At 51.7% G+C, this 19,705-nt stretch carries 16 protein-coding genes and 1 other annotated feature; of the genes, 14 read left to right on the forward strand and 2 right to left on the reverse strand.

Annotation, left to right across the window (positions count from 1 at the left end; translation table 11 throughout):
* Nucleotides 1–25: 25 nt before the first annotated feature.
* From PAEVO_RS00915 to leuS, 6 genes are all read left to right on the forward strand, one after another.
* The gene (locus tag PAEVO_RS00915; RefSeq protein WP_100535876.1) at nucleotides 26–796 is read left to right on the forward strand and encodes a class I SAM-dependent DNA methyltransferase; all 771 of its coding nucleotides are present in this window, start codon (nucleotides 26–28) and stop codon (nucleotides 794–796) included.
* Between the two features lie 324 nt (nucleotides 797–1,120).
* On the forward strand, nucleotides 1,121–1,987 hold the full coding sequence (locus PAEVO_RS00920) for a sugar phosphate isomerase/epimerase family protein (protein WP_100535877.1): 867 nt from the start codon (nucleotides 1,121–1,123) through the stop codon (nucleotides 1,985–1,987).
* A 25-nt stretch (nucleotides 1,988–2,012) separates the two neighbouring features.
* Nucleotides 2,013–3,182: a Gfo/Idh/MocA family protein gene (locus PAEVO_RS00925; protein ID WP_100535878.1), complete on the forward strand. Its 1,170-nt coding sequence runs from the start codon at nucleotides 2,013–2,015 to the stop codon at nucleotides 3,180–3,182.
* Between the two features lie 23 nt (nucleotides 3,183–3,205).
* Entirely contained in the window at nucleotides 3,206–4,279 is a 1,074-nt protein-coding gene (locus tag PAEVO_RS00930; RefSeq protein ID WP_100535879.1) for a Gfo/Idh/MocA family protein, read from the forward strand.
* A 98-nt stretch (nucleotides 4,280–4,377) separates the two neighbouring features.
* Nucleotides 4,378–5,238, forward strand: a complete 861-nt coding sequence (locus tag PAEVO_RS00935; RefSeq protein WP_481856477.1) for a helix-turn-helix domain-containing protein — start codon at nucleotides 4,378–4,380, stop codon at nucleotides 5,236–5,238.
* A gap of 40 nt (nucleotides 5,239–5,278) precedes the next feature.
* Nucleotides 5,279–5,539 (forward strand) — a binding site (T-box leader).
* An 88-nt stretch (nucleotides 5,540–5,627) separates the two neighbouring features.
* Nucleotides 5,628–8,069: a leucine--tRNA ligase gene (gene leuS, locus PAEVO_RS00940; RefSeq protein WP_100535881.1), complete on the forward strand. Its 2,442-nt coding sequence runs from the start codon at nucleotides 5,628–5,630 to the stop codon at nucleotides 8,067–8,069.
* Here the strand turns inward: leuS and comER are convergent.
* The gene (gene comER / locus PAEVO_RS00945) at nucleotides 8,050–8,892 is read right to left on the reverse strand and encodes a late competence protein ComER (protein ID WP_100535882.1); all 843 of its coding nucleotides are present in this window, start codon (nucleotides 8,890–8,892) and stop codon (nucleotides 8,050–8,052) included. The two genes, leuS and comER, sit on opposite strands and share 20 nt — an antisense overlap.
* Nucleotides 8,893–9,063: 171 nt before the next feature.
* Between comER and PAEVO_RS00950 the strand changes: the two genes are divergently transcribed.
* The 6 genes from PAEVO_RS00950 to holA all read left to right on the forward strand — a co-directional run bounded on the left by PAEVO_RS00950 (nucleotide 9,064) and on the right by holA (nucleotide 16,446).
* Nucleotides 9,064–9,732, forward strand: coding sequence for a ComEA family DNA-binding protein (locus PAEVO_RS00950; protein WP_100535883.1), 669 nt, complete (start codon nucleotides 9,064–9,066; stop codon nucleotides 9,730–9,732).
* 48 nt (nucleotides 9,733–9,780) lie between these two features.
* Nucleotides 9,781–10,299 (forward strand): deoxycytidylate deaminase, encoded by a 519-nt coding sequence (locus PAEVO_RS00955; RefSeq protein WP_100535884.1) that lies wholly within the window; start codon nucleotides 9,781–9,783, stop codon nucleotides 10,297–10,299.
* 97 nt (nucleotides 10,300–10,396) lie between these two features.
* Nucleotides 10,397–13,141 carry a ComEC/Rec2 family competence protein gene (locus PAEVO_RS00960; RefSeq protein ID WP_243390605.1) on the forward strand — a complete coding sequence of 915 codons (2,745 nt, stop codon included), beginning with the start codon at nucleotides 10,397–10,399 and terminating at the stop codon, nucleotides 13,139–13,141.
* 183 nt (nucleotides 13,142–13,324) lie between these two features.
* Nucleotides 13,325–13,873, forward strand: a complete 549-nt coding sequence (locus PAEVO_RS00965) for an RNA polymerase sigma factor (protein WP_036644490.1) — start codon at nucleotides 13,325–13,327, stop codon at nucleotides 13,871–13,873.
* Nucleotides 13,870–15,138, forward strand: coding sequence for an anti-sigma factor family protein (locus PAEVO_RS00970; RefSeq protein WP_100535885.1), 1,269 nt, complete (start codon nucleotides 13,870–13,872; stop codon nucleotides 15,136–15,138). The genes PAEVO_RS00965 and PAEVO_RS00970 overlap by 4 nt, the downstream gene beginning before the upstream one ends.
* A 288-nt stretch (nucleotides 15,139–15,426) precedes the next feature.
* The gene (gene holA / locus PAEVO_RS00975) at nucleotides 15,427–16,446 is read left to right on the forward strand and encodes a DNA polymerase III subunit delta (protein WP_100535886.1); all 1,020 of its coding nucleotides are present in this window, start codon (nucleotides 15,427–15,429) and stop codon (nucleotides 16,444–16,446) included.
* A 237-nt stretch (nucleotides 16,447–16,683) separates the two neighbouring features.
* On the opposite strand, the gene rpsT is transcribed toward holA, so the two are convergent.
* Nucleotides 16,684–16,956: a 30S ribosomal protein S20 gene (rpsT, locus tag PAEVO_RS00980; protein ID WP_053489175.1), complete on the reverse strand. Its 273-nt coding sequence runs from the start codon at nucleotides 16,954–16,956 to the stop codon at nucleotides 16,684–16,686.
* A gap of 162 nt (nucleotides 16,957–17,118) precedes the next feature.
* Between rpsT and gpr the strand changes: the two genes are divergently transcribed.
* Together gpr and PAEVO_RS00990 are read left to right on the forward strand one after the other, a co-directional pair.
* Nucleotides 17,119–18,120 (forward strand): GPR endopeptidase, encoded by a 1,002-nt coding sequence (gpr, locus tag PAEVO_RS00985; RefSeq protein ID WP_100535887.1) that lies wholly within the window; start codon nucleotides 17,119–17,121, stop codon nucleotides 18,118–18,120.
* Nucleotides 18,121–18,286: 166 nt separating this feature from the next.
* A complete protein-coding gene (locus tag PAEVO_RS00990; RefSeq protein WP_100535888.1) occupies nucleotides 18,287–19,663 on the forward strand; it encodes a stage II sporulation protein P in 1,377 nt (458 codons plus the stop codon).
* Nucleotides 19,664–19,705: the final 42 nt, after the last annotated feature.

Below are 19,705 nucleotides of genomic sequence, written 5' to 3' on the forward strand. Positions count from 1 at the left end.
AGCTTCTAAGGAAAGTGGTGTCATCATGTTGTCTTACCGCAAGTTTGCTTACGTATATGATCAACTCATGGAAGACATGCCGTACCCGGATTGGATTCGCTTTGCGAGAACCGCCTGGGATAAGCACGGAATGCCAAAAAGCGTCGTTGAGCTTGGATGCGGGACGGGCAGTATCACCATTCCGCTTGTAAACTCCGGTTTCGAGGTAACAGGAATAGATCTGTCGGCAGATATGCTCTCGGTTGCCAGACGCAAGCTGGAGGGTACACCCCAGGGGCATCGATTGTTCCGGGAAGGCAGCGTCCGCTGGGTACAACAGGACATGCGTTCGTGGGAGCTGCCCGAGCAGGTGGATTCCGTCATTTCATTTTGTGATTGTGTGAACTACCTGCTGGAAGAAAAAGACATACGCTCCGCTTTTGCCAGGACTTACAACGGTCTCAAGGATGGCGGCACGTTCCTGTTTGATGTGCATCACCCGAACACGCTCCTACGATACGACGCAGAACAGCCATTTGTGCTGGATGAACGGGAAGTATCCTACATTTGGACATGCGACCTGGATGAACGCCGGATGGAGATTGAACATCATCTCTCCATCTTTGCGCGGGATAACCAAGATCCTACGGTCTACCGTCGCTTTGAGGAAACGCATGTGCAGCGGGGATATGAACCGGAATGGATGAAGGTCGAGCTGGTTAAGGCCGGATTCCGGGATGTGAAATGTTATGCCGATTTTGAGTGGTTGGAAGCGGGCCAGGATGCATCCCGGCTGTTCTACGTTGCCGTCAAATAAACGAATATCCTTTTTGCGAGAAGCATTTTCTTTTGTCTGTACAGACGAAAGAAAATGCTTCTTTTCTTTGTGTAGGGATTCATTATATTCAAAGACATTTCTTTTCTGCTTTATTTGACTGTGGTTAAGGTTCATTGGAAGGGATATGGGTTTGCTTCCAGGACTGTGCTACGATGAGGGATAGATAAGATGAACAGAAATGAGAGCGCTATCTAAAAGAATGATTCTATGCATCCGGTACGCTCTGAATGTCAGTATTTGAGTTCAATGATGGTCAAATGATGCATAAGCTAGTTCATTAGGTTAAGAGAGGATGAATGAGTCATGAAACTGTCCGTATTCACAGTCGCAACCCCTGATTTACAGCCTGAGGAGTTGGCAAAAGCCGCGGCGGATGCCGGTATTGAAGGGATCGAATGGCGCTTTAAAGAGATTCCTGCCGATGCTGCCGAGGAGAAGCCTTCCTTCTGGCGGCATAACCGCTGCTCCATGGATCCGAACGGCACGCAGGAGGATTGGCTCAGGTTTCAGCAAGCAGCCGACAAGCATGGACTGCGCAGTCTGGCGGTCGTTCCTTATCTGACCTGCGGTGATGTGGAAGGGACGGAGAAGGTCATGCAGGCGGCCAAGCTGATCGGAGCCTCCTTTATACGCGTGGGTATTCCGGGATATGACCGAAAGCGCAATTACAACGAGCTGTACGACCAGGCGGTCCGTTACCTGCATGAGGTACAGGATCTCGCTGCGGCTTACGGTGTCAAGGGAGTGGTGGAAACGCATCATCTTACGATCACCCCGAGCGCCGGACTGACGCACAGGCTTGTATCCCACTTCAATCCGCAGCATATCGGCGTGCTGTATGATCCGGGCAACATGGTCCATGAGGGTTACGAGAACTACCGGATGGGCTTGGAGCTTCTTGGTCCCTACCTGGCTCATGTCCATGTAAAAAACGGGGGTTATCGCAAAATGCCTGCCGAGGATGGTACCTCTGCGGCGTGGTCCGGGGAATGGGTTCCGCTTGACCAGGGGGCCGTGCCATGGAAGCAGGTCATACAGGATCTGCAATCGGTTGGTTACGAAGGTTACTACGGAATCGAAGATTTTAGCGGAACGTTTGAGTCCAGGGAAATGCTTCTTCGTTTTGCCGAGCAGATGAAGCTGTGGTCAGAGCAGAAACAAAACGCGTAGGTCACTTTTGAAGGAGGCTACAGATATGGATCAGGTAAGAGTAGGGGTTATTGGACTGGGGATGGGTTTTTCGCATGCCAGAACGCTAGCGTCCGGGCGGATCAAGGGCGCGCGGCTTAGCGCGATATGCGATCTGAATCCTGCCAAACAGGATGAAGCGAGGGAAACGCTGCCTTCGGACGTGAAAATATGGAGTGATACGGGCGCTATGATCTCATCGGGGGAGATCGATGCAGTCATTATTGCGACGCCCCATTATGCCCATCCTCAAGTGGCGATCGAGTGCCTGAATCATGGACTCCATGTCCTGATCGAGAAACCGGCAGGCGTTTACACGAAGCAAGTACGGGAAATGAACCGCACGGCTGAAGCCAGCGGCAAAGTATTCTCGATTATGTACAACCAGCGCTGCAATCCGCTGTACAAGAAGCTGAAAGAGCTCATAGAAGACGGTGAACTCGGGGAGATCCGGCGGATGAACTGGATCATAACGAATTGGTACCGGTCCCAGAGCTATTATGATTCAGGCGGATGGCGAGCTACCTGGGCTGGTGAAGGCGGAGGGGTGCTGATTAACCAGTCCCCGCATCAGCTGGACCTCTGGCAGTGGACGACCGGCATGATGCCAAAGAGAATTCGTGCATTTTGCGCCTTCGGCAAGTACCGGAACATCGAAGTCGAAGATGACGTGACGGCTTATGCGGAATACGAGAATGGTGCTACGGCCGTGTTTATTACGACAACGGGTGAAGCGCCGGGCACTAACCGATATGAAGTGACGGGGGACCGCGGAAAAATCGTCATCGAGGACGGCAAGCTTACCTTCTGGCGCCTCCGTGTGCCTGAGCCGGAATTCAATCGGCAGTTTACCGGGGGCTTCGGCGAACCGGAATGCTGGAAATGCGAGGTCCCGATCTGGGGGGATAATCCGCATCATAGCGGCATTATCCAGAACTTTGCGGATGCCATTTTGCATGGAACGCCATTGATTGCCCCGGGTGAAGAGGGAATCCATGGATTGACGCTGTCCAATGCCATGCATCTGTCCACCTGGACCGACAATTGGGTTGATCTGCCTCTTAACGAAGACCTGTTTTACGAAATGCTGCAGGAACGGATCACACATTCTTCCGCTCAGAAAACGGTCAAGGAGATCGGGGCGGTGGATATGAGCAAAACGTTTGGATCCTACTAAATTATAATCGGGGGGCGCGTGGTATGGACCGCAGTAATGGAATGCTCTATGCGCCGGTGGGCAAAGCCCAGCCGGTGTGCAAGCCCGGAGAGTTTATGTTTGCCGCCATGTCGCTGGAGCATGGCCATATATACGGCATGTGTAACGGATTAATCGAGGCCGGGGCGACGTTGAAGTGGGTGTATGACTCAGACCCCGCGAAGGTTGCGGCTTTTTGCAAGGCTTATCCGAGTGTAACGGTCGCTTCGTCCGAGGCACAAGTGCTTCAGGATGCGGAGGTTCATCTGGTAGCGGCTGCCGCCATTCCTTCGGAAAGATGCGAGCTTGGCCTGAAGGTCATGTCGCATGGCAAGGATTATTTTACGGATAAAACGCCTTTCACCACGCTGGAGCAGGTGAACGCAGCTCGCGCGAAAGCCGAGGAGACAGGTAAGAAGTACATGGTCTATTACAGTGAACGGCTGCATGTGGAGAGTGCCGTCCATGCAGGAAGTCTGATCCAGGACGGGGCAATCGGGCGAGTGGTGCAGGTGATGGGAACAGGACCGCACCGATTAAATGCGCCCTCCCGTCCGGACTGGTTTTTCCGTCATCAACAGTACGGCGGCATTCTGTGTGATATCGGCTCCCACCAGATTGAACAGTTTTTGTTTTATGCGGGCTGCCGCGATGCCAAGGTGCTCAGCAGCAAGGTGGGCAATTATGCGAATCCGGAGTACCCGGAGCTGGAGGATTTCGGAGATGCAACGCTAGTGGGGGACAACGGGGCCACGAATTATTTCCGTGTCGACTGGCTGACACCTGGAGGCCTTGGCACCTGGGGCGACGGAAGAACCTTTATTCTGGGCACAGAAGGATACATTGAGCTTCGCAAATACATCGATATCGCAAGGAATCCGCAGGGCGATCATCTGTACCTGGTTAATGGCGAGGGAGAGTTTCATATGGAGCTTCGAGGCAAGGTAGGCTACCCATTCTTCGGAGAGCTTATCCTCGATTGTCTGGAACGTACGGAACATGCCATGTCCCAGGAGCACGCCTTCAAAGCCGGAGAGTTGTGCGTGATTGCCCAAAATGAAGCCGTGCGCATTCCATAAAATCATATATAATAGAGAAAACCCCGTTACGTTGAGGGTTATATAACTCCAAAATCGCTAAAGGGGCGATTCTCTAGATGACCTCATCTTCCCATATGATGCCGGGATTTGATCGCATGCAGCTGCAAGCGCCGTTTGATCTGATCTATTACAATGAACGGCCGTTGTCGGGCGGGCAGTTTCATTCGCATGCTTTTTATGAGATTTATTACTTTCACGAAGGACGCTGCACTTATTTGATCGGTGATTCCATTTTTGCCCTGAAGCCGGGGGATCTGCTCCTGATGAACGGGCTCACGCTCCATTGTCCGAATGTAGAGCCTGATTCCAGATACGTCAGAAGCATTCTGCATTTCGATCCTGCCTGGATTTGCAAGGGGCTTTCGGAGACGGCCAGATCGATATTGCTGGACCCCTTCGAAACGCTGCGTAATCATCGCATGACACTGACAGGGGCAAACCGTGACGAATTCGAAGGGATGCTGGCCGATATACATCGTCTCTCGGCATCCACGACCGGTTTTCGCCAGGAGCGGATGACCTTGCGTATTCAGGAGATGATGTACGTCATCGCGGACTGGTGCCAGGACGCTGTGCAGGATCAGGACTCCATCTCCGAGAAAGAGCGGCATGTCCAGCATGTCGTATCGTTTGTCGAGGAAAACTACATGCATGATCTGACGCTGGAGCGAATCGCCCGCGATATGCATATTACGAAACACTATTTATCCTCCTTGTTTAAGGAGGTTACCGGAACGACGGTGTTTAAATATTTGTATCACCGGCGGATTAACCAAGCTAAAATTTTGCTCAGGCTCCACCCGCATCTCAGCATCACGGAAATCAGCCAGGCATCAGGTTTCAAGCATTTGGCTCATTTCAGCCGGATGTTCAAGGCCATGGTCGGGACGACGCCGGAATATTATCGCAGAAACGGTGAAGAGCTTCCGTTGACTTGATCGGACTTTTTGGGTATAATAGCCACATTAAAACGGTAATATGAACGCGATGATGAGGATCAATCGTTCCACTTTCGATCATGCAGAGAGCCGGTGTCTGGTGAAAACCGGTTGACGATAGGGATGAACTCGCCTCGGAGCAATGGTGTTAACCCGGCCGCTGGAGGGCTGTATTCCGGCAGATTCGGCCGCTGAAGCACCGTCGTCTCATCCGCGATAAGGATGCAAAGGGAGTGAAAGGCAAAGCATGCCTTTGGCTAACTAGGGTGGTACCACGGGAATCAAACCTCTCGTCCCTAGCGATCAGCGCTATGGATGATGAGGTTTTTTTGTTTTTTGGGCAATGGCATAGGCCTTGTCTCTCGACTGTGAAGGAGGAGCAATGAAGTATGACGGACAATCAACCAACCGGCCACGGCTACCAGCCGCAGGCCATCGAACCGAAATGGCAGCAATACTGGGATGAGAACAAAACCTTTAAAACGGAAGATTCATCATCCAAACCGAAATTTTACGCACTGGATATGTTTCCGTACCCATCAGGCGCAGGCTTGCATGTAGGACATCCGGAGGGGTATACAGCGACTGACATCGTGTCCCGTTACAAGCGGATGCGCGGATACAACGTGCTTCATCCTATGGGATGGGATGCTTTCGGTCTGCCAGCGGAGCAGTATGCAATGGATACAGGCAAACATCCTCGCGAGTTTACCGTGCAGAATATTGATACGTTCCGCCGCCAGATCAAATCTCTCGGCTTCTCGTATGATTGGGACCGTGAGATCAGCACAACCGATCCGGAATATTATAAATGGACCCAGTGGATCTTTATCCAGCTCTATAAGCGCGGTCTTGCCTATGTGGCTGAAGTGCCGGTGAACTGGTGCGAAGCGCTCGGTACCGTGCTTGCGAACGAAGAGGTCATCGACGGCAAGAGCGAACGCGGAGGCCATCCGGTCGTACGTAAACCGATGCGCCAATGGATTCTGCGTATTACCGAATATGCGGATCGTCTGCTTGAGGATCTGGATGAACTGGACTGGAGCGAAAGCCTGAAGGATATGCAGCGCAACTGGATCGGCAAATCCACAGGCGCTGAGGTCTGTTTTGACATCGAAGGTTACGATGGTCATCTGGAGGTGTTCACAACCCGTCCGGATACGCTGTTCGGGGCAACCTACTGCGTCCTGGCGCCGGAGCATGACCTCGTCGATAAAATTACGCCAGCCGATCAGCGTGAAGCCGTCAAGGCTTATCAAGATCAAGCAGCCCGTAAAAGCGACTTGGAGCGGACGGATTTGGCCAAGGATAAAACCGGTGTATTTACGGGTGCATACGCCATCAATCCGGTAAACGGCGCTAAGGTGCCGATCTGGATCGCGGATTATGTGCTTGCCGGCTACGGAACGGGGGCCATCATGGCGGTTCCGGGTCATGACAGCCGCGACTGGGAGTTCGCGAAGCAATTCGGTCTTCCGATTATTGAAGTCGTTCAGGGTGGAAATGTCGAGGAGGAAGCATACAGCGGCAGTGGCGCGCATGTGAATTCCGGCTTCTTGAACGGGTTGGACAATGAAGCGGCTATCCAGGCGATGAATGAATGGCTGGAAAAAGAGGGCAAGGGCAAAAAGAAGGTAACTTACCGTCTGCGCGACTGGCTGTTCAGCCGTCAACGCTACTGGGGTGAGCCGATTCCGATTCTGCATTTGGAAGACGGAACGATGAAGACCGTGCCTGAGGATCAGCTTCCATTACTGCTGCCGGATGTGGATCAGATTAAACCTTCCGGTACCGGCGAATCGCCGCTGGCTAACGTTACGGAGTGGGTGGAAACGGTAGATCCCGAAACCGGCATGAAAGCCCGCCGCGAGACCAATACGATGCCGCAATGGGCCGGCAGCTGCTGGTACTACCTGCGTTACATCGATCCCCGTAATAATGATGAATTGTGCTCTAAGGAGAAGCAGAAGGAATGGCTGCCGGTTGACCTCTACATCGGTGGTGTGGAGCATGCGGTGCTTCATTTGCTGTATGCGCGCTTCTGGCACAAAGTATTGTATGACCTGGGCGTTGTCGATACGAAGGAGCCTTTCCAGAAGCTGGTCAATCAGGGTATGATCCTGGGCAACAATAATGAGAAAATGAGTAAGTCCCGCGGCAATGTCATCAATCCGGATGATATTGTGAACGAATACGGTGCCGACACGCTGCGCGTGTACGAGATGTTCATGGGGCCGCTGGAAGCGACCAAACCATGGAACACCAATGGCGTTGAAGGAACACATCGTTTCCTCTCCCGGGTATGGCGCCTGTTCATCGGGGACGACGGTCAATTGAACCCTAAAATCGTGGAAGGCGAGGGTACGGACGAATTCAAACGTACGCTGCACAAAACGATTAAGAAAGTAACGGAAGACTTTGAGCATATGCGCTTTAACACAGCGATCAGCCAGCTGATGGTATTCATCAACGAGGGATACAAGACGGAAGAGCTTCCGCGCAAAGCGATGGAGAACTTTGTTCAGCTGCTTTCCCCGCTGGCCCCTCACCTGGCTGAAGAGCTGTGGAGCCGTTTAGGCTACACGGAGAGCGTAACCTACGTGCCATGGCCGGAGTACGACGAGGCTTGGACTGTAGAGGCCGAAGTTGAGATTGTCGTTCAAGTTAACGGCAAAATCGTAGAACGTGCCAAAATCTCGAAAGACATGGACCAAGAAGCCATGCAACAACATAGCCTCTCCCTTCCAAATGTCAAGCAGGCGCTGGAAGGAAAGAGTATTCGCAAAGTCATTGCCGTACCGGGTAAACTGGTCAATATCGTGGCCGGTTAATCGTAAAACCGAAGGCAGCATCCAGTTTGGCCAAATCCTCCTCATACTTGTCGTGTGTGGTTTTGATCAATTGGTAGAACAATCCGTCCAGGTTTGAATCCAGCAGTGCCAAAGCCTGGGCCGTGATGCCTCCGGGAACCGCCACCCGCTCTTGCAGCTGTTCGGGGGAGAAGCCCTCCTCCGTTAGCAGCTTGCCGGTGCCAAGCAGCATTTCACCGGCTAATGCATTCAGGGTCCTGCGGTCGATTCCGGTCATTTCAACGGCAGCGTCAATCCATTTTTCCATGAATAAACTTAAAAAAGCAGGCCCGCAGCTGGAGAAATCGGAAGTGATTCGCGTGTGCGATTCCAGTATCTCGAGCGGCCTGCTGATATAAGACAGGAGGCTTTCTATAAGCTGCCTGTCTTCTTCTTTTATTCGGGAACCATACATGCATAACGATGCTCCGCCTCCAGTTAAGTTGGTGATGCTCGGTATGATTTTCGCCACCTTGCAGGGCAGCGATGATTCCAGATGGATCAATTGGACCGGACTCGTGATGGATATCGCGATTTGCCGGGCTTCAAGCCGGTCTTTGATTTCGCTGATGACCGATTTGAATTCGAGCGGCTTGATACATAGGAATAGCAGGTCGCTCTGAGAAGCCGTCTCCGTGTTACAGCTGCATACCGTCAGACCGGGATGGCGTTTTGCCAGCTGCAGCGGCTTTTCAGGGCTTCGGTTGCTGACCCGAATCTGCTCAGGCAGGAGTGCGCCCGATTGAATGAAGGCATCGATCAACAGACTACCCATGCTGCCCGTACCGATAAAACCGACCTTCATGTGTATGTTCCCTCCTTTCGCGCTTTACGGCAGAAATGTACCGTCCTTACGTTTAATGTATGCGGGGAAGATGCCGATTCATGACGGTTTTTCATGCGATTTCGGTGGGGAAACCGAAGAATATTCATGGGTTTGTACCAGATGAACTTTAATGTTAAGGAGGGGTCATAGATGAAACGGATATCTTTAGGTTGGAGTCTAGCCGCGACGATTGCCGGCTGTGGGTTTATCTTGTTTGCCGGCGGTACGGATCGGGGGATCGAGGGCTGGCAGCCGCTAAACGATCAGTTGGAGCAGGTGGTTGCCATCGAAGACAATGCGGGTGTGAAGACGTCCGGGGCTGATTCCCGGCATAAGAATGTGGAACAGGCTGAAGCCTCTGCTGAAGCCGGAACAGATTCGAAGAATGCTGCAAAGACCGCTCAGGCTGGGCAAATCGAACCTGCAAGTAACGTGAAGGACCCCATGCCAAACCACGACCAAGGTGCGGGAGGGAGCAGTATAGCAGATCATACGGCTCCTTCTTCAATTTCTGCCCAATCTGCTTCGTCTTCAGTTCCGCCTCAGGCTGAAGATGTCGGTCAGCAGTTACAGCAACAAGCCCCTGTTAACCGTACAGCACAGCCACCAGCAGCTCCGGATTCATCCGGGTTGATTAATGTCAACACGGCGGATGCTGCAGCGCTTATGGAGCTGCCTGGCATTGGCGAAGCGAAGGCCAAGGCCATTATCGATTACCGGAATCAGTTCGGTCCATTTCGAAGTCAGGCTGACTTGATGAACGTAAAAGGCATCGGGCCCAAAATGCTGGAGAAGATGAAGCCTTACGTCGGACTTTAGCTATGTGCTACAATAAAGGGGATATTGATAAGGAACAGGTGACAGATGATGAGTGCAGATCAACGTAAAGATTGGGATACTTATTTCATGGATATTGCCTTTATGGTTTCTACCCGCTCTCAATGCCCGCGGCGTCATGTCGGTGCGGTGCTGGTACAGGGGAAGAAACTGCTCGGAACGGCTTATAACGGTGCGCCGATGGGAGTGCCTGATTGCTCGGAAGCGGGTTGTATGATCGCTGAGGATTATGAATTGGTTGTACAGGACGGTAAGGAGAGCATGGTGAAGAAACAGCGCTGCATCCGGACTATTCATGCCGAGCAGAATCTGCTGCTATTCACGGACCGGATCGATAGGGAAGGCAGTACGGTGTACGTGACGGATGAGCCCTGCTGGACCTGTGCGAATATGCTTGCCAACAGCGGCATTGTCGAGGTTGTGTTCCACCGTCCTTATCCGAAGGATTCGGGCAAGGTGTCCCGCATGATGGAACAGAAGGGGATTTTGTTCCGGCAGCTTGAAGCGTATGAGCCGCCGCGCGAAACCTTGATGACGGTAGCGGAATGATTCATGAATATAAGGTTATGGAAAAAAATGAATAGAAAATCACAGAGGAAGGACCTTTGACTGCGATATGCAGGCAAAGGTTCTTTTTCATTTAATGATGAAGGGATTTGTTCAGATCATGAAGCGAAGGCCGTTACTTGTGTTTACCGTGTTTTGGGTAATCGGCAGTGGTGCCGCATGCCTGTACGATGGATGGAGGCTGGCCTTGATTGCTGCCGGGCTGATGCTCATACTGCTTGCTGTATGTCATTGGGCGGGGGCGGGGCGTCTTTTTTCACTCTGCATGCTGTTCTCCTTGTGCGTGTCGGGTACTTACTGGGAATGGCATGACGCGGTGAATGTAAGTGATTTCGAGCAGGTCCTCTCCGGGGAGACATCGACGGATACCGTTCCTGTTACTGCGTTCGGTGTAATCACATCCCCTATAGAAGCGGATGGTGACCGTGCGGATTTCAATGTTTCACTGCATCAAGCTGCTCTCACGCTAGCCGAGCCTCCAGCGTCGCAAAAGCAAGCGAATCCGGATAACGGCTCCATGCTGAAGACGGATGATATCGTGAGGGTTCAAGTAAAACTTCTGGACAAAAAGGAGCTGGAGATCGTTAACCGTTGGCAGCGCGGGGACCGCATCGAGCTGACGGGAGAGTTGCAAAAACCTGGAGAAGCCCGCAATTTTGACGGATTTGATTATCTTCAATATTTGCGAACCCAGAACATTCATTGGATGATCAAAGTGAAAGGCTCTGAACAAGCGCAGGTTACCCCGCCTGAAAGCTGGAAATTAGGCCATATTCTACGATGGACTGATGCCGTTCGCGAGAAGCTCGGGGGCAAGCTGGATCAATTGTACGACGGAATCCATGCAGGTTATATGAAGGGACTTGTCATTGGCAATCAGGATGATCTGGATCCCGATACGTTTATGGAGTTCTCGCGTTTGGGATTGACTCATATTCTTGCGATATCGGGCATGCATGTGGCTGTGGTTGTGGGATGCCTCTTATTCGTATGCACAACCCTTCGAATGACGAGGGAGACCTCGCTGACTGTGGTCATGTGGCTGATTCCCGTATATGTCCTGCTTACCGGGGCGAGTCCTTCTATCGTCCGTGCCGGCATCATGGGGATGATCGGTTTGTATGCCGCACGGCGGCGACTTTTGAAGGATGGACTGCATATTCTTAGTGTTGCCGCGCTCGCTATGCTGCTGTGGAACCCGTATTTTCTTGTAAACGTCAGCTTTCAGTTGTCATTCATCGTGACTGCGGGCTTGATGATATTCGTACCGAAGCTGATGCCGCTGCTGACATTCTTGCCCCGCTGGCTTGCGGGAACCGTCGGAATCACGGTTGTAGCGCAGTTGATCTCCTTTCCCCTTACCATTTATTATTTCAACCAAGTGTCGCTGATATCGGTCTTTGCCAATTTGATCCTGGTTCCGGTTATTAGCCTTGTGGTTCTTCCGTTAGGAATGGTGTCTTTGCTGATGGGGTGGATATGGATGGGAGGAGCTAGCTGGTTGGCGGCTGTAGTGGAATGGCTAAACCAAATAACGTTCCGAATCGTTGAATGGATGAATGGTTCATCCGCTTTTATGACATTGTGGCCATCCCCGTCGTTAGCCTGGATTCTGTGTTATTTTGTTGTTCTGTATTCATTGCTGTCCATTCTGAAGAAGAGATCCGGAAGTCGCCAAGAAGAGCGGAGCGGGTCGGATGATACCGTTCCATTGGCAGGACACGTACCCTTGGATAATAAAAGAAGCTTGTCTGGGGCAACCGGCATGTTTCCGCTTGTGGATCAATGGGCCGGTGCGTTGCGATGGAGAGGGTTTCTTCGCGCCAGTGATTATATCGAACGCTACGCAGCGAGAACTGCGATCGTGCTGCTGTCCGGAGCTTTGGTTTTTCTGCTGTACGGCGGCTATCAATCTCCATCTATGCACGGAGCGGGACTCGTGCAATTCCTGGATGTGGGACAAGGGGATGCGATATTGGTAACAACACCTGAAGGCAAGCACGTACTCATTGACGGTGGTGGAACGGTGAATTTTCGGAAGGAAAAGGATGCCTGGAAGGAAAGGAAGGCTCCATACGAGGTGGGAGCGAAGGTGGTGGTTCCGTTGTTGAAAAAACGGGGCGTGCACCAGCTTGAGGCTGTCATCATGACCCATGGAGACCAGGATCATATAGGCGGTCTGCAGGCGGTTTTGCAGGAAATCCCCGTAAAATCGGTTGTGTTCAATGGGACCTTGACCGAATCCGCCACCTTCAGAAAACTGATGTTAACGGCCGTTCAGCAGGGCATTCCCATTTACGAAGCAGGAGTTGATCGGGAAGTATGGAAGCTTGACAGTCATACGGAAATACAATTTTTAGCACCTGTTTTCCCGGAAAGTGGAGAAACGATAAAACCATTACCGTTGATTAAGGAGCAGAATCATGCTTCACTAGTATTTGTCCTTCAGATGAACGGCAGTCGGTTCTTATTTACAGGTGACACGGACCAAGCCGCCGAACATAAAATATTGCTGCACCTGGAGGAACGATCTCCACAAGATGATTTAGTTTCACGGGGTGCTGCTGCCGATGACCGGATCGATGTCATGAAGGTTGCCCATCACGGAAGCAAAACCTCGACATCCGCGCTATGGCTGAATGCATGGAAGCCGAAGGCATCGGTTATTTCCGCTGGCGTCAACAATATGTACGGCCACCCTCATCCGGATGTGGTAGGCCGGTTGGAACGTTCCTCGACGCTCATCTATCAGACCAACCTTCAAGGTGAAATACAGATGAGGATCAAGGAGGGGCAAATTGAGACGCGTACGAAGCTTCCGTAAAGGCAGCCGCTGTCCTTGGGACATCGATTCGTAGTATGATCTTTTATAGGAAAATGCAGCGGTGACTATCATCTTTATATTTGGTATAGTTAGATGAAGTTTCTAAAAAAATAATAGGTTACATACTGCAACATTTTTTTTATTCTATCCGTCTGTATGTATGCAGGGAGAGGGGGATCCACTGTGGTGGAGCAGGGACTCATAAGAGCCGCTCAATCGGGCGATCGCGACGCTCTAATCACCCTATTGCGAGAAATTGAGCAACATGTTTACCGAACTGCTTATTATATTTTAAACAATGAACAGGATGCCATGGATGCAGCCCAGGAAGCACTTATACGTGTATATACGAAGATTAACTCCTACGAGGAGAAGGCTCAGTTCAAAACTTGGGTCCAACGGATTGTCACCAACATATGCATTGATAAATTCCGCAGGACCAAGCCGACGGTTTCCATCGATGAACATGATCTGGTGTTTCGGGATAATCTCGATGTAGAACGGGAAGTGATGTCGGGATATTTGGCCCAGGATATTCAGGAAGCCATTAATCAACTGCCGGATCATCATCGCACGGTCATTGTCTTAAGGTATTTGCAGGATCTATCCTACAACGAAATTGCTGATTGTCTGAACCTCCCGCTCAATACGGTGAAATCCTATTTGTTCAGGGCCAGGCAGCAGCTGCAGAATATGCTCCAAGAGCATCAGAAAGGTGGTGTATCAGGATGAATTGCCAAGAGGTGGTGGAACGTATGCACCGGTATTTGGACCGGGATCTCACTTCGGAGGAGACGGCCCAAATGTACCAGCATATTGCCGTGTGCCCCATGTGTGCGGAGACCTTTAATATATTGAAATCATTGAACAGAGAGCTTGAGGATCTTCCGGCCGTAACCCCGCCTGTCAGTCTGGTAGACGCTATCATGCCTAGACTGGATGCCATCGACCGTGATCGCCAGAACCTTGTTGAACCTCCAGTCGTGAAAAGCCAGGAGCCAGCCGAAATGATGCCGGAAATGCGGCGTCCGCGACGTGCGGGCAGCTGGTTAAGCACGATTGGCGGGAGAACTGCTATCGGGGCCGCCGCGGCTGTACTTATTTTCGGCGTAGCGATCTTTAATCATGAACCAAAGATGTTATCCGATGCGGAGATTCCATACGAAGAGGCAAGCACGACCAGCGCCGGGGCGAATGAAGACTCGTCTGCGATGCAGAGTCAGGAAATGGCTCAGCCGTTCGCTGCCGATGGCGGCACGGAGACGGGTGGCGAATCGAATGAGGGAAACGATTCTTCCGCAAGTCTGCGGAGTTCGCCATCGGAATCGTCATCGGAAGCTAATTCCGACACTGCCCCGGATGATACGAAGGCAACACAGGAGCCATCGGATGCGGCTAACGGCACCAAAAAAGATGTCACAGCACCCGATACTTCGGTCCAAAAGAAAGATGATGGGGAACCTCAAGTGTCAGACCAACCTGCAACGAGCAACAATGAGGTACCAAAAAACAATACCACAAGTTCGTCTGACCCTCCCGCCAGTGAACCGGAGCAGGGCTCTGAGACCATGGATGCCCAGACTTCGCCTACGGAATCGGCAGATACCTCGTCAGAGATGGTGCCTCCAATTAGCGATCCTTCCGGCGATGCAGGCACGGGAAGCACGGAATCATCCGACAGGTCAACCGGATCGTACCAAGGACTGGCGATGGTACCGGAACAGTGGTCGTCCCCGGACGGTCTCTACCGAGCTTCGCTTGAAGCCGATCATCTGATTATCTATCGTCTGCCATCGGGAAGCCAAACTTCGCCAGAGGCGGTTGAAACGGTTGAGACGATTCCACTCGGCGGAAGCTGGGTATCCGGTCAATGGTCGGAGGACGGCTTAACGTTTAAGTACAAGGTGCAGACCCATAACGAATTGGTTGAATCCGTCTATTCCGTTGAGAAGTCTCAGCCACCGGCGTCTACGGGGCAGAAGCAGCCTAAACCATAGAAATGTTCAGAGATATATACAATCGGTGCACCAATGCCGGGAGATATGAATACACTATATATTAGAGAGAGCATGATACCAACTACCGTCGTATGACCGGCGGCGAGGTGTTTCTAGAGCATACTTGCCGGCGTTTATATAGATGTGTTGGGACGAAGGGACCTTGCCGCTGCCAAAAGCCGAGGTCTCTTTGTTTTCGTATGGGCGATGTCATTTTTATGCTTGTCGTCTATCGCATTCAGGCACTCTTTTTTGGTATAGTGTACAGAGTAGAAAGGGGGGACGCCGATGGATGCCAAAGCGGCGGCCAAGGCGGTTAAGCAGGGAGATGTGTCTGCCGTCTATTTGTTGTATGGCAGCGAGAAATTTCAAATGAAGGAATTCGCCGAATTTCTGGAAGCCCAGCTGATCCCGAAAGAAGACCGTGATTTTGCCCTTGTTCATATGGATTTAGGGGAAGTTCCGATTCAAACGGTTATTGAAGAAGCGGAGACGGTTCCTTTTATGGTTCAGAAAAAATTGATCATGGTGAGGGATACGGCATTTTTTACCGCAGCAAAAGATAACGGGAAAGTGGATCATCGTCCAGAGGCTTTGCTGGATTATTTGACCAATCCTGCTGATTATAGCGTGATTGTCTTTATGGTTGGACAAGAAAAGCTGGATGAACGCAAAAAGGTAGTCAAGGCAGTCAAGAAATCGGGGGTTGCTTTGTCCTTTATGCCTTTGGGCGGAGAGGATTTGATTCGTTGGGTGGACAAGCAGGTGAAGAAAAGTGACTGCACGCTGCGGGAAGGTGCGGCAGAGGCGATCGTGCGAAATGCGGGAACCAGTCTTCAGGCCTTGTCAGGCGAGATCGAAAAGCTGTGTTTATATGCCGGTGCTGGCGGAGCGATTGATGTCGCAACCGTGGATATGCTGGTGGCGCGAAGCACGGAACAGAATGTGTTTGCGCTAGTAGAGGATATTGCGAATCTCCGATTGGACAAGGCGCTCGGCATCTATTACGAGCTGCTGAAGCAGCGCGAGGAGCCGATCAAGATTGCGGCGCTGATTACCAGACAGTTTCGGATTATTCTGCAGGTGAAGACTCTATCTACCCAGAGCTACTCGCAGCAGCAAATTGCTTCCCAGATCGGATTGCATCCCTATGCGGTGAAGATTGCGGGCGAGCAAGCCCGCAAGTTTGAGACGGCACGCCTTGAAGGTATACTGAACCACCTGGCGAATCTGGATTACCAGATGAAGACGGGGGCCGTGGATAAGGTGCTGGGGATTGAATTGTTTCTGCTGCGGCTTGGGGCTTAACATAACATATCCGCAACAAGTTAAGAGCGTATGGCCGCGGGAGCAGTCGTACGCTCTTTTTCTCGAGAGATCAGAAAAGTATGTACTTCAGAGGCTTACCAACTTGATCTCGCAAGAGAAAAATCCGCTATACGCGGTTGTCTACCGAGAAGAGTACGTCGATCAACATACCACAAAAAGCCCTGAGCAGCGTGAACTGTTCAGGGCTTTTTCCATGTCGTATTCAACAAACGTTACTTACGCCTGGGACGTAAGAGCGTTCAGTCTTTTCGCCAGACGGGACTTCTTGCGGGCAGCTGCGTTCTTATGGATCAGGCCCTTCGTAACGGCTTTATCAAGCTTCTTGGAAGCAGCTTGGAAAGCAACTTTAGCAGCTTCGATTTCTGTACCGTTCAACGCTACGTCAGCAGTTTTAACAGCTGTGCGAAGCGCGGATTTTTGAGAAATGTTAAGCGCGTGGCGTTTGTCACTTGTCTTTACACGTTTAATCGCGGATTTGATGTTTGGCATTACATTCACCTCCTGTAAGGCATTTCAATAGAGCGAAATGATTCACAACTTAAAATATTTTAGCATGGGGGTGGACAAAAAGCAATACTCATTCGGACTTCTGCATAATCTCTCCCCTACTCTCGCACACTACTAGCAATATGAGGAGGAGTGTGAATTTATATGGATCTGGATCTGCAAAAATATTCGGTCCGAACGGACCTGGCGGTGGAATCAAGAGAACTGGCGGGAGGCAAAGGCAGTGCGCCCATTCCTGGTGTGATGGAGGACGTGGTGCAGGAGGACGGAATCAAGATTACAAGGCTGGACGTGGAGAACGATGCAGCCTCTAAGCAAATCGGAAGAGTAAAGGGCCATTATGTCACGTTGGAGGTGCCCGATCTTCGCAAGGGTGATACGGGGCTTCAGGATCAAGTGTCTGTTGTCTTCGCCCGTGAGTTTGAGGCATTCATGTCCCGGATCGGGATCGGACCCAAGGCAAGCGTGCTCATTGTCGGGCTCGGCAACTGGAACGTGACGCCGGATTCCCTGGGACCGCTTGTGGTGGAGAACGTGATGGTCACCCGTCAGTATTTCGAGTTGATGCCGGATCGCGTGGCGCCAGGCTATCGTCAGGTCAGTGCCGTAGCGCCAGGCGTGCTCGGTCTGACAGGGATTGAATCAAGCGAAACGGTTCAAGGCATTGTGGAACAAATCCGTCCTGAGCTGATCATCGCCATTGACGCTCTAGCTTCGCGTTCGCTGGAGCGGGTGAATACGACCATCCAGATTGCGGATATCGGAATCCACCCCGGCTCTGGCGTCGGCAATAAGCGCAAGGGATTAACGCAGGAGATTCTCGGGGTCCCCTGCATTGCGATCGGAGTTCCGACCGTCTGCTATGCTTCCACCATCGTTAATAACGCGATTGAGCTCATGAAATCCCATTTTGGCGAAGGCGCGCCGGAGACGGGCAAAATTATGGGCATGCTCCATGATATACCTGAAGGTGACCGCCTGGCGCTGGTGAAGGAAGTTCTGGAGCCGCTGGGCCATGACCTTATCGTAACGCCCAAGGAGATTGACGAATTTATAGAGGACATCGCCAATATCGTGGCAACCGGCCTGAACGCAGCGCTGCATGAGGCTGTGGATCCAGGGAATGTAGGCGCGTACACGCACTAACCCGGTATAAAAGCTCCGAATCTATCGGAGCTTTTATATTTTTCATGGATCTAGTTCTATCGATTCTCCCCGGTTCATAGATTTGAAATATAAGAGATTACGAAAGTCGCGGGAACGGCGGAATGATGGCCGTTATAGCTCCCGGCGAACCGAGGAGGACATCGTTATGAACAATCGCAAGTTTCGCATCTGGAATATTGCCAGACTGAAACGAAAGGTTATGGAAGGTCTGAGCATGGGTCGAACGCTCGTTATATTGATGCTAGGCTCTCTTATATTTTTTATTTTGCTAGGGCTCGGAGGGATGGCGGAACAGCGGATGAATTCCTCGCCCGTATCGTCAATGAAAGGGTTGGCGGCTTCGTTATCCAGCCATTTTTTCATCGATATGATCGGCATGGAGATGCCGCATATGACGGCTTCCAAAGAAACCTCAAGCTTCTCCGGCGAGAAAATGTCGACCTTCGTCTTTGAACTGCTTACGAGCGTGAACCCCAGGGACCCGAAAAGCCTTCTTGCGGGAGAACTGCCAGGCATGAAGGCAAACCAACCGGTACAGCTGTCTCACGGCTCCGGTAACGAGGATGGGGAGGCACCGGCGGATTACCGGCCGGATCCAGCGGAGGGGCAGGCGGAAGGCGATCCTGCCGATGCCGGGGAAGAGCCGCCGCAAGGCGGTCGGGGAGATATCGGCAATGAAGGCAATGGCGAGGATGCCCCGGATCAGGGCACGGAGGACGAGCCGGGCAGTAAGAATGAGCCTGGAAACACATCTAAGGACGGAAAGTCCACGAATGGAAAGAAAGCCGTTCTCATCTATCATTCTCACCCACAGGAAGCATATAACCCGCTGCTCTCGCATCCATCTGACAATCCGGGGGCTGTATCCCCGAGTAAAAACGTCATGCTGGTAGGAAGCTTTCTGAGTAAAAGACTTGAAGCCAACGGAATTGGCACCCTGCATGATAAAAGCGACTACCAATCTACCATCGAAGGGTACAATTACAACTTTTCTTATAAATACTCGCGCCAGATGGTCATGGAGGCCATGTCCCAGAACGACGGCATTCAATACCTGATAGATATTCATCGGGATTCGCAGCGCTATAAAAAAACGACGGCAACCGTCAACGGCGTTAACTACGCCAAGGTTTACTTCATCATCGGACATGCGAACGAGAACTGGAGACAGAACGAGGCGTTTGCAAGCAAAATCAATGCCAAGCTGGAACAGTCCTATCCCGGGGTATCCCGGGGCGTGTGGGGCAAATCGGCGGATCAAGGGAACGGGGAATATAATCAATCCCTGTCACCGAACAGCATCCTGATTGAAATCGGCGGCATCGATAATACGAAGGAAGAATTGCAGCGGACGGCTGAAGCGTTGGCGGACATCATTGCAGATGTGTACTGGCAGGAACAAGAGGCGGAAAAAGCCAGTGTGAAAAAAGAAGATGATCAAACGAAGAAGCAGTCCGTTTCGGCGGCACCCAAGGGCGGAAGCAAAAAAGGTACGGAGGATCAAGCAGCCAAAGCAGGTTAACAGCCCGGCGGCAACTGCGGAGCAAGCGTGAACGGGTAAATC

The sequence above is a fragment of the Paenibacillus sp. GM2FR genome (assembly GCF_002803325.1).
Classification (GTDB): Bacteria; Bacillota; Bacilli; order Paenibacillales; family Paenibacillaceae; genus Paenibacillus_AQ; species Paenibacillus_AQ lautus.